This window comes from Bacillus sp. PSXD-155 (genome assembly GCF_049310765.1).
In the GTDB taxonomy this organism is placed as follows: domain Bacteria; phylum Bacillota; class Bacilli; order Bacillales; family Bacillaceae_G; genus Bacillus_A; species Bacillus_A cereus.
Genome location: NZ_JBMOWC010000046.1, coordinates 1 through 11,621, shown reverse-complemented (window position 1 = coordinate 11,621; position 11,621 = coordinate 1). Strand labels below are relative to the sequence as shown.

Below are 11,621 nucleotides of genomic sequence, written 5' to 3'. Positions count from 1 at the left end.
TCACAAAAGCATTTTTACAATATAATAATTACATAATGAATATTACCTATTATGCAATTATCCTCTCACTTCATGAATCTTATCCTTGTATATTTCAAACCACTGTTGCCATTCATCTTTAGAAAATTCTTTCTCTTCTCCTTCTAAAACGTAAGAAAAAAGATTTAAACAAATATGCCAACCAGCTATATCTCTCGGTGTATGATCTGTTAATTCATGAATGTACTCTTTTAGGAATAAAAGAGTACCATTTTCCTCTTTATGTATTTCAAATCGGACACGGTCTTTATCCCAAGTAAATTCAAGTACTGAGTTTAATTGACACTCTAAAATATCAATGTTTATGAATGAACCGTCCATCATGTCGAACTTTATTATTCCACCCGTATTAAGGCTCTCAATCTGTAAATTGGACATCCATTTTTTCAGCTTACTGTTTTCTGTTAATACAGACCAAACTTCTTCTGCCGTATATGGAAATTGGCGTTCAAATTTTACAATATATCCATCAGTTAGTTTCCTAATTTCAGCTATCATTTTGATTGCCTCCTTATATAGAATATATGTTCTCATTCCATTTTACACGAATATAAATATAAAATAAATATTTATGTCAACGAAGTGTTAATTTAAAGTGAATGGTGCTGAGAAAAACTTAAATATTTTCTAAATCGAGTTATATAATATTGAAAATTAAATATAGATTTACGTACAAATAAAAAAGCCGCATTTGCGACTTATGAAATCATAGGATTAACTCCTTTTTTTGTTGAATGATTAGCGCTTAATCGCATCGACAATTAGCGATGGAAAACCAAGTTTATCGCCTTTATTTCTAGAATCATACCTTTTCGAACGGAAAATAACACCGTCGTTTGCATCCCATTCGTTGTAATAAAACCGACCATTTTCATCACAATATTCAAGTAAAACTACCTCGAATCCAGCAGTTTCAAACATTTTCGTTAATGTTGTATAATTATGAACGATTTTATGACTTGCTGCTGGATGATCTTTCGGACCGGGGCCCCCTATTTGAACTATATTTTGATATGCCTCATCCTGAAAGAATGCATCAGGGACTCCGCACCGAATATGACCAGATGGTTTTAAAAATTCATAACAAATTTCAGCTGCTCTTACACCTTCTTCAAAAGTAAGGTGTTCCCATACATGCTCAGCTAAAATAGCTGAAATAGAGTTGTATTCAAATCTTTTTTCCCACGTAGCTTTATCTAGTAAGTTAAGTTCATCTTCTTGCGTTTGAATCCAACCTGGATTATTATTAAACACTCCAGCTCCGACAACTACTTTAATTTCGTCTTGTTTTATCGCCACCATGTTCACCTCTTAAATATTTTAATTCATTAATATATTCTATGTTTACTATTATCCTTCCTCCTTCAACAAATTTAGTAACATGAGTCCAGTACAATACCGAACTCATGTCCTAAAAACTCTCTAACGCAACGATCTGTCTAACTCTATAAAATTAGTTCATAATATACGATTTTTCTTACAGAAATATAGCACAGCAAACATTAGCATAATACCAATTACGTAAAAAATTGTTGTTCCGCTCCCACCAGTATTAGGAATTACCCAATTATTCTTCGTATTTTTCACTGTTATTTTTTGTGTCTTTACTGCTTCTGTAATTTCTATTTCTATTGGATCTCTAAGTAACGTGTATCCGTTCGGTGCTTTCATTTCTTTAATCGTATACTTTCCAATTGCTAATTGGTTGGAAATTACCTTTCCTTTTTCATCCGTTATTAATCTACTAACTTCTTTCCCTTCTTTATCTAACACTTGAAATACAGCGCCTTTTAGCTTTAATTCACTATCCTTATCATCAACTTTTTCAATTTCAAATTGCCCAGTCGGATCTGGCAATTTCTTATTTCCTATTTTAATTTCTACTACTGTATCTTTTTCTATTTTTACAGCTATTTTATCTTTTAATAATTCATAACCTTTAGGCGCTTCTATTTCCACTACGATATAGTTTCCTATTGGTAAGTCTTTTGATATTACTTCTCCTTCTTCATTTGTTACTAGTTCTCCAACTATTTTTCCTTTTGGATCTTCTATATGAAACTTTGCCCCTGCTAGCTTTTTATTTTTATCACTTATGTCTACTTTCACTAACTTCATTTTTCCCATTGGATCTGGCAATTTCTTATTTCCTATTTTAATTTCTACTACTGCATCTTTTTCTATTTTTACAGTTATTTTTTCTTTTAATAATTCGTAACCTTTAGGTGCTTCTACTTCCACTAAGGTATAGTTTCCTATTGGTAAGTCCTTTGATATCATTTCTCCTTTTTCATCTGTTATTAACTCTCCAACTACTTTTCCTTTTGAATCTTCTATATGAAACTTTGCTCCCACCAATTTTTTATTATCATTATTACTATCAACTTTTTTTATTTTTACTTTTCCAGTACTAGGCTTGTTCCAATGTTGCCAGTTAAATTTAAAATTGTGAAATTCAAATCCACCAGTTTGTTGTACCGCGCCGACAAATGCTTGTCCATTAATCGAGCCGCCTTTTGTTTCTAATACAGCATTTGGGGCAAACACACTCCCAACGACACCATATCCCTCTGTTGTAATTTTTTTCGCATTTGGAAAAACCCAAATCACTTTCCCGTATAGCTCAGTAAACGGGGAATTAGGAGAATATGGTTGTGATGTAGGAACTATATCTGTAGCCCTTCCAATATTGTTCGTGTCATATAGAATAGACCCATTTTTAAATGTAACCTCTGTTACATCCGAATACATAACAATAAAATCTTTGTCCTTAGCATTTGGTAAAAATACATCTCTTATATCTAAATTAATTTCCCCTGTCAATTCTGATGAAACATAAATATTAGGATTGTTTATATCTTTTCCGATTCCATGACTCATATTTGGAATTGGGGTATTTGTTTTATATTGACCTGCATTTTTACTGACTTGGTTCACTATATTGCGAAATTCATTAAATTTCGCGTCAATTTCTAGTTTTTCTTTATAAACGATACGATCATAAGAGGATTGTATGATGCGATCTGGATCACTCTCTTTTGTCATTACTACTATTCCGTTTTGAATGATAAAAGATTCTTCTCTTGATTTCTTAAATTTTCCAGACAATAACAAGGACGGATATCCCTCATCAACCCATTTTTCACCTACTATATTAGATGTTCCCGCTGCAGCACCTACAATTGTATACCCCGATGCATCCATATCACCTTGAACTGCAATTGCTCCTTCAATGTCGCCACCTATTGCTTTATGGTTACCAAAGACAACAGCATTATAGCGCGATATATCACCTAGACCTTCTAAGTTTGTCGTGGATCCATATACTTCTTTTGGTACATATATGACAAAACTTACACTTAACATTAACAAAACAATAAAATGAATACTTACCAGCTTTAATCGTAGCCTCAATTCCTTTGTTCCCACCTTTACCGTATTTTTCCTATAGTCGCATAAAATGACATATTCACCAATGAGGATTTACTTCATCCTTTCTATACTTTCTATACTTTCTATACTTTCTATACTTTCTATACTTTCTTTACTTATCTCTGAATTTCCGGTCCCACTTCCCATTAATGCAGGATAAATAAATATATTCTATCGAGTTAACCTTTTCTTATAAATTACGACTAGAAACACACATAACAATAGGATTGGAACTATTACAGTCCACTTATTAAATATAAATATCTCTGTACTCACTTTTTGTTTTTCTTTCTCGTTTAACTCCACACGCACACCTCGAACTAGCAACCTATTGGTGTTTACTCCATAAGGCGTACACGTAATTAAAGTTGTATAGTCTTTATTTTCTACAATTTGTAGATCGTCCGTTTCGTGTGGTAACACTACTTTAATTTGATCTACTTTATAAGCAAGAACTTTGTCTAAAGAATGAATATAAAAAAGATCTCCTTCACTCAACTTATCTAAATCTGTAAATAATTTTGCTGATGGTAAACCACGATGCCCTGTTAAAATAGTGTGCGTATTTTCTCCACCTATCGGGAGCGAAGAAAAATCTAAATGACCTATCCCGCGGCTCAATACTTCCTCAGATGTCCCTTGATAGATTGGCAGTTTTATATTGATTTTCGATATTTCAATATACCCCATTACATCTCCTAAATTTAACGCATCAGCATATGCTCGATGATTACTTTTTTTTTCAGAAAATGGATCAGTAAATGTTTTCATGGAAGTGTGAACTTGTTTATTATATTCGGCTGCTTCTTTTTCCCTACGTTCGACTTCTTTCTTTTGTAATGCTTTGATATTCTTATCGTAAGAGCTAATCTCAGAATAATGTGCACGAGTCGCCAACCAATTACTAATAGTAGGATATAAAAAAACACCTAATCCAAATAAAAAAATACCTCCCAAAACAAGATTTCGTTTCATATTTCCACCTCTGTATATGCTTAAATATCGAAAAGAGGGAAGCATTTTGCTTCTCCCCTTTTCCCATAGTTACATGTTCCTAAAATCTTAATTATTAGCAGACTTTTTTCTAAAGAAAACAAATGCCGCTGTAACCATTAACGTAAGACCTATTACAGTAAAAAGAGTCGTTCCTATGCCACCCGTTACCGGAAGAACCCATCCACTTTTATTATTTTCAATCGTTAATTTAACCGTTTGATTATTTTCGCTAATCTTTACATCAATGGGATCTTTTAATAATTGATAAGAAGCTTTTGTACCATCTTCTTTTGTATATGTTGGAGCTTTCGTTTCGAAAATTTGATAGTCTCCATATGGAATGTTAGACCATTTAATAACACCATTTTCATCTGATACACCTGTTACTTCTTTTCCTGCTACAACAACTATTTTTCCATTTTTATCTTTAAGTACAAACTCTGCACCTTTTAATTTATTCTTATTAGCACCATCAATTTTTGTTAACTCAATTATTCCAGTTGTTGGAACAACAACTACAGGTTTAGATTCCTTTTCTCCAATTACATCATTTTTATTTGTAAAATCAATTTTTGCTGTATTTAAAATTTCCGAACCAGATGGTACTCCTTCTTTTACTTGAGATTTAATTTGCAAATGAAATTCTTTTTTACCATCTAATTTTGTGAAATCTTTTACTGTAGCTGTTACCTTTTGACCTTCTATAGCTACCTCTACAATGCTTGCATTTACTTCTGCTCCATCAATTTTCACGATTGGCTTTCCTTGAATCACTAAACGATTATCCAAAGTATCTGTTACCACATATTTTTTGTATTCCTTAATGTCTTCTGGAATTAATGTTTTAATATCATAATTATAATTAGTTAACGGATTGATTGGTAACGCTTCCAATTTTCCGTTAATCTTTTTATCAATTGTTGGTTCTTCATAGTTTTTCACTTCTAATTTAACTACTGTACCAGAAGTAATAGTTCCATCTTCATTAATTGTTCCGGCGTTCTTAACAAAAAACTCACGTTTAGTTGGATCTATTACATAGCCTTTCGGAGCTTTTGTTTCTTGGAAATAGTATTCTCCATACACCAATCCTTGCACGTGAATATGACCATTAGCATCTGTTACTAACTCTTTTTTCACTTCTGTACCGTCTTTTTTAAATAAAGAGAATACTGCACCTGCTAATGCTTTTTCATTTACACCAGTTTTTATTAAATCAACTGCACCACGTTTAACCTCATTTTTAGGATACATGTGAACATCATAGTTTAGCACCTTACCCTCTTTATTCGTTAATGGGATATCCACTGTATACGTATTGGGATTTAGATTAACATGTGGAGGTCCTGCCACTTCTTTCACCTCATAACGTCCTAGCGGAAGATCTTTTAATACAGCTTGTCCGTTATCATCTGTTACTACTTGATTTGGAGTGGCTCCCATTACAGGTTTCACGTCTTCTTTTACGATTTTCCCATCGTTTGAAATTTTTTCAAAAGAAGCAACCCTTTTTACTTCAAACGTTACACCTTTTAATGGTTTCGCATCTTTTGGCACCTCTTGATTTGCAGAACCGTCACCTTCTAGTCCCTGCGCTCCATCTTTTTCTTGTTCATACTTATGAATCGTTAAAGTACCTTTAGATGGTGAATCCGCCTTTACTAATACACTAGACCATGTAGAAAATGTTAAGAAAAACACTAAAAGCACACTAAATATTTTTTTCATTTCTCTTATCCCCTTTACTACTTCTATCATTTTAAAAATCTCTTTATTACTATTACCTTCTTAAAAGCAATAGTGTGCCAAGTATCAGATTTAAACGAATAACATAAAACATAGTCGTCCAACAATCCATTGTTTACAATCACTTATTCACTTTTCTTATCTTCTATTATTACGTTGTCTCTCCACATGATATATGTAATTTTCTCCCCTAAATTACACTTATATCCCTATTTCAAGAATCATTACATTTGTTACATAATAGCTTTCACTACTAATTTCGACTAGTCACTTACTGTCAATCTATTAATTTCTCACTTCCTATCCCTATTTAAAATCCAATCTTAATCATTTTTAATACATATAAGTAATAACCAACAAATAAGTGTGACGATTCATATTTTACGCTACTGTCCAAAACTATTACCTGTATATTCGAATAATATGTGCTATTCATGTTAAATTATGGTATTATTCTTAGAAGTTTATAACTTTTATTTATATTTTTTATTAATAAAGGTTTTCCGTTTCTACTTATGAAAAAAGGAATATATGTTTATTTAACTATTACGCATAACTGTAAGGAGGAAGAATATGACTAAAAAGCTCAGTCTAGTTGAGATAGAGTACATTTGCAATATGTTTTTCCAATCTTTTGAAATTCCAGTTTGTTTTTTAGATTGTAACAAAAATATTCTTTTAGAATTCACATCAAAAAATGATTCACACTCGTTGTATACATCAAAAATAGAACAGTTACATGTGCTTTTTCAGAGAAATGATACATATAATTCCCCCATCTTCAGAACTCACGAACATCTAGGGCACTTTATTTTAATTCACATAAAGAGCGATTATATGGTGAACGGTACTGTTATTATTGGGCCCTTGGCACATGTAAATTTTTCTACAAGTAAAGCGGATAGTAAACTTAATTTTATTCCAAATTATAAAAGAACAAGAGACCATTATTTTTCATTGTCAGTCAAAGATCAAAATTTCTTTGTAAATATAGCAATATTGTTCTATAACATTCTCTATAAAAAAAATTCAGATGTAAGCACATTTTCAAATAACAGTGACTCACTTCATATAAGTCATAGCAGAATCTTAAACGAAGATGTATATATTTCAATGCAAAAAGACGAATCCATTTATCATAATTTATATATAGAGCAGCAACTACTTGGTTCTATAGAAAACGGGGATAAAGAAACCGTGCTCAAATATTATTACGAATTCCAACAAGAGACTCTTTCATCTTTATCTTCATTCCATCAATTAAGACGTCATAAAAACATTTGTATTTCATCCATCACGCTCGCTACTAGATATGCGATAAAAGGGGGACTTCCATCTGGGATTGCTTACAAAATTTATGATTTACATATTCAAAGAACAGAAGATTTAAAAGACAAAGAATCTGTTTGGGATTTATTAAAAAATGCTTTTTGTATCTTTGCAGACCGTGTAAAGGCACAAAAAACACAGCAACATTCACAGACTATCGCTATTTGCAAAAACTACATTTTTAAAAACATTTACAATCCAATATCTGTTAAACAACTTGCTAAATTTGCAAATGTGAATTCAGATTATTTATCTATATTATTTAAAAAAGAAGTCGGTATTTCATTAATTGAGTACATTCAACGTGAACGAATCGAAGAAGCAAAGAAATTATTAACTTTCACCACCTATCCCTTATCAGACATATGCGCTTCGCTTAATTTTAGCGATCAAAGTTATTTCACTAAAATTTTTAAAAAATTCACCCATGAAACACCTGGTAAATACCGAAAATCTCATGTTGTCATTTAGAGTGACACTTCCATTAAAACAAAGTGTTTTCAGTAACTTATCAATGGCAAATTAGAAGTACTCCTATATTCATGAGCTATAGGATTTATGCTATTTTCAAATCAAAAAACACGTTACTATTCTCATTAAAATAAAAGAATAGTAACGTGTTTTATATGTAATATAGTTCTGTAGACAGAATAGTATCCAACTGCAAATTTTTATAAAAGCCAAATGTACCGCTTAACTATTAAAATCTTAATAAGTAAAAAATCCATATTTCGTTTTATTTACTTTCTACTTTATTTCTTTTGAATACTCAACTCTTTTCTTCAAACGAATAATCCCTACTATTATTTTTGTATCTTTCTAAATTTGCGAATCAAAGTGAGTACTGTACCTGCAATAATCATCAATATGCCGATTGCTGCACTGTTAGTTGTACTTACACCCGTCTTTGGCAGCTCCTTATATGTATATTCTTTTTTATCGGTATTACTGTTATTTGAGATATTATTGTTATTTGTCTTATTAGCAAGACCATTAGGTTTGCTAGTTTCTTTATCTTTCACTAATACTTTTTGTATTGTATTTACCTCATTACCCACGGAATCTCTTACACTATATATTATTTCATAAGTACCAGCTTTAGTTGTATCTATAGTTCCTTCATACGCTACTTTAGAAGTAAGGTCACCGTCTTCTTTGTCAGTAGCTGATACTCCTACCAACGGATCAAATTGATCACCCTCAGTAATTGAAGTTGTAGCAGGTATTTTTAGTATTGGTTTATCATTTTTAACTTCTTCTCTAACTTTGACCGTTACAGTTTGCTTCGCCGTTACTTCATGACCTTTAGAATCTGTAACCGTGTACGTTAATATGTAAGTACCGGCTTTAGATGTATCTACTTCACCATCAACTTTGATTTTAGAAGTGAGATCACCGTCTTCTTTATCGATAGCTAATACTTCTGCCATTGGAACAAATGAATCTCCTACATGAATTGTCGCTCCAACAGGCACTGTTAATTTAGGTTCTAAATCTGATGTTTCTCCATTTTTCTCTACAATTACAGTCTGTCTAGCCGTTGTATTTCTCCCTTGGGAATCAACGACCAAGTATTCCACAATGTATGTACCTGGTTTTGAAGTATCTACATCGCCTTTATGCTTTACTTTATTTGTTAAATCACCATCTTCTTTATCAACAGCTTTTACATTTCTCATTGGATCAAACGTATCACCTACACGTAGTGTAATGGTAATCGGTACAGTTAACTCTGGAGCTTGGTTTTCTACTGTTTTTTCGTTTTCTTTCACTGTTCCTGTAATTTTTGCCGCATCAAAAGCATTTTGGATTGCTTGAACTTCAATTGAGTTCGTTCCATATTTATTAGTTGCAACTGTAAGGCATGCCAATCTCAATTCAGAGAAATCAGAAGTCATGTTTAATTCATCAGTATTTGCATAATAGAAAATATCAAACATTTTATCTTCACCAATACCATTTACATTTACGCCGTTATGAGTACCACCTTGTGCAATTAAATACGCAACTTTATTAATAATACTTGAGTTAAAATGAACGCCTCCATAATCCTCTCCATTTAAATCATTATATTTACTATAATCATCAGGATACGGTAGTCCTTCTGAAAAATTAATTGCAGTTGGATTTTTCATATTACGAAAAATCGATCCCGTTTGTTCTCCTATTGTCCAGTTAAATTCTCCATTATTTATGTATTTCTCTATAGCCGTTCCCATAATATCAGATAATGCCTCGTTAATCGCCCCAGATTCTCCTGAAAATTCAAGGTTAGATTCGCTAGATGTAACCGCATGTGTAAATTCATGACCCGCTATGTCGAACGCTTTTACCATTGGATCTCCATATAAAAGCATACTAATGTTATTAATATTAGTACTAAATGCATTCTCCCAATTTTCAGGATCATTTGTTCCTCCGGAATCCCATGCATGTACCACTGAAACTACTTTTTTCCCTTTATTATCAAAACTATTACGTTTATATTTTTCTTTATAAAAATCATATACCTTTGTTGCTAAGAAATGAGCGCTTACCGCCTTTGGATCATTAAATGTCGTTGAAGCGCTAGTTGTTAGTATACCAGGATAATAACTTTCTTCATTTGTAATATCTCTATACTTTACATCATATGTCTCAATTCCTTGTCCTCTTGTGTAATCAGCAAGCGCATAATTCCCACTGGTCTGTTTAGAAATACCAAATGTACGAGTTACGCCTAAATCATCTTTTCCTGTTCCAGTTAATGATGTGAAATTGCTAGTTTTATTTTCCTTAACGGATTGAACATACTCTTCACTTATTTTCAAACTTGATTCTTGTACCATATCTTTTAACATTTCACCATTACTAGCATTCACTAAATAAGTTCCAGATACATAATTTGGTGTTGTAGCAGCAAATGTAACTTGATATGCATTGCTAGCCTGCCCATGATTTTCATCAACAAAAATAACCGTCTTAACTTCTGGTTCAGAAATAAATTTAGTGTCATTTCCGTACCTTTTATAAATATATTGTTTCGCTTCTTCTTTTGATAAATTAATAGGTTTCTTTAAATCTTCTTGTGTTAAATTTTGTGCGCTAGCTCCTGAAATGCTTTTAATAATACCTTTTTTATCTACGTGAGCAGTCAACTGGTGGCCATACACTTCTTTTCCTTCATATATTTGTTGCATGCGCACCAGTGTAGTTCCATCATAAGAACCACGTTTTTGAAGAACCTTGTAATCTACTCCTGTTTCTGCACTAACTTGTTTTGGAGACAAAGCATGCTCCGTATTTTCCTTAAGTGCATCCTTCACTACATTCTCTGGCGTTTTTTTTGATGGTTGTGTAAGATCACCTGTACGGAACGAATCCTCTTGAATTTCAACTTGCATTTGACCAGGTTCCTCTGCATGACCTACTCCATATGGTGTTACACTTGTTAAAACGAATCCTGTTGTTAATGCAACTATAGCTATTTCTTTTTTATTTCCCATGATATTTACCTCGTATAAATTTCTATTATTTATATGAAACTGCTAAAATGTATACAATCTATTCCTAACATAAAAAGATGACTTTTGTAATCTACAAAAGCCACCTCTTCAATATGTAATATCCCTAAAATGTTTTTAATACATAATTTCTATACAAAAAGAAAAAAGCATTCATTAACGAGCATTTTGCAATACTTTTATTAGGTCATTTATATTTTCAACTTTCTGCTGAAACTGATCAAGTCTGCTATGTAGCGATGAAGGATTTTTATCTTCAGTTGAAATAACTTGTTTTAATTCGTTTTCTAATTTATCATACATATCAAAGAAATTATCAAATTCTACACTTACAAGCTCTTCATTTTCGCGATAGAATCTTTTTGCTTCTATATAAGTCATATATGATTTATTTAAAAATCCTAATGAAATTAAATATTTAGAAGTGTTTTCTTGATAAATAGCAATATCACATGCCATTTTAATATCAGAATAAGTCTTTTGAACGAGACAATGCAATTCAAAAATCTTAAACTTTAATCCATTATTCATTTCATCCCCTCCCATCGTATCTATTCTACATAAAATTAGAATATT

The 11,621-nt window shown here is 32.0% G+C and carries 8 protein-coding genes; 1 reads left to right on the top strand and 7 read right to left on the bottom strand.

The features are described from left to right. Positions 1-57: 57 nt before the first annotated feature. The 5 genes from ACO6VI_RS26915 to ACO6VI_RS26895 form a co-directional block, all read right to left on the bottom strand. A complete protein-coding gene (locus ACO6VI_RS26915; RefSeq protein WP_063547350.1) occupies positions 58-537 on the bottom strand; it encodes an SRPBCC family protein in 480 nt (159 codons plus the stop codon). 240 nt (positions 538-777) lie between these two features. Next, the gene (locus ACO6VI_RS26910) at positions 778-1,341 is read right to left on the bottom strand and encodes a class I SAM-dependent methyltransferase (RefSeq protein ID WP_140157204.1); all 564 of its coding nucleotides are present in this window, start codon (positions 1,339-1,341) and stop codon (positions 778-780) included. Positions 1,342-1,497: 156 nt separating this feature from the next. Continuing rightward, entirely contained in the window at positions 1,498-3,453 is a 1,956-nt protein-coding gene (locus ACO6VI_RS26905) for a SpaA isopeptide-forming pilin-related protein (protein WP_088020310.1), read from the bottom strand. A gap of 189 nt (positions 3,454-3,642) precedes the next feature. Next, positions 3,643-4,446 carry a class C sortase gene (locus ACO6VI_RS26900; protein ID WP_422424555.1) on the bottom strand — a complete coding sequence of 268 codons (804 nt, stop codon included), beginning with the start codon at positions 4,444-4,446 and terminating at the stop codon, positions 3,643-3,645. An 87-nt stretch (positions 4,447-4,533) separates the two neighbouring features. Beyond that, positions 4,534-6,195 carry an LPXTG cell wall anchor domain-containing protein gene (locus tag ACO6VI_RS26895; RefSeq protein ID WP_078993220.1) on the bottom strand — a complete coding sequence of 554 codons (1,662 nt, stop codon included), beginning with the start codon at positions 6,193-6,195 and terminating at the stop codon, positions 4,534-4,536. 591 nt (positions 6,196-6,786) lie between these two features. On the opposite strand from ACO6VI_RS26895, the gene ACO6VI_RS26890 reads away from it, so the two are divergent. Beyond that, entirely contained in the window at positions 6,787-8,013 is a 1,227-nt protein-coding gene (locus ACO6VI_RS26890; protein ID WP_140157205.1) for a helix-turn-helix domain-containing protein, read from the top strand. A gap of 332 nt (positions 8,014-8,345) precedes the next feature. Here the strand turns inward: ACO6VI_RS26890 and ACO6VI_RS26885 are convergent, their stop codons facing one another. Next, positions 8,346-11,027, bottom strand: coding sequence for a M4 family metallopeptidase (locus ACO6VI_RS26885; RefSeq protein WP_088020311.1), 2,682 nt, complete (start codon positions 11,025-11,027; stop codon positions 8,346-8,348). 174 nt (positions 11,028-11,201) lie between these two features. Then, complete coding sequence (locus tag ACO6VI_RS26880) at positions 11,202-11,576, bottom strand: hypothetical protein (RefSeq protein WP_001059026.1); 375 nt, start codon at positions 11,574-11,576, stop codon at positions 11,202-11,204. Positions 11,577-11,621 lie beyond the last annotated feature (45 nt).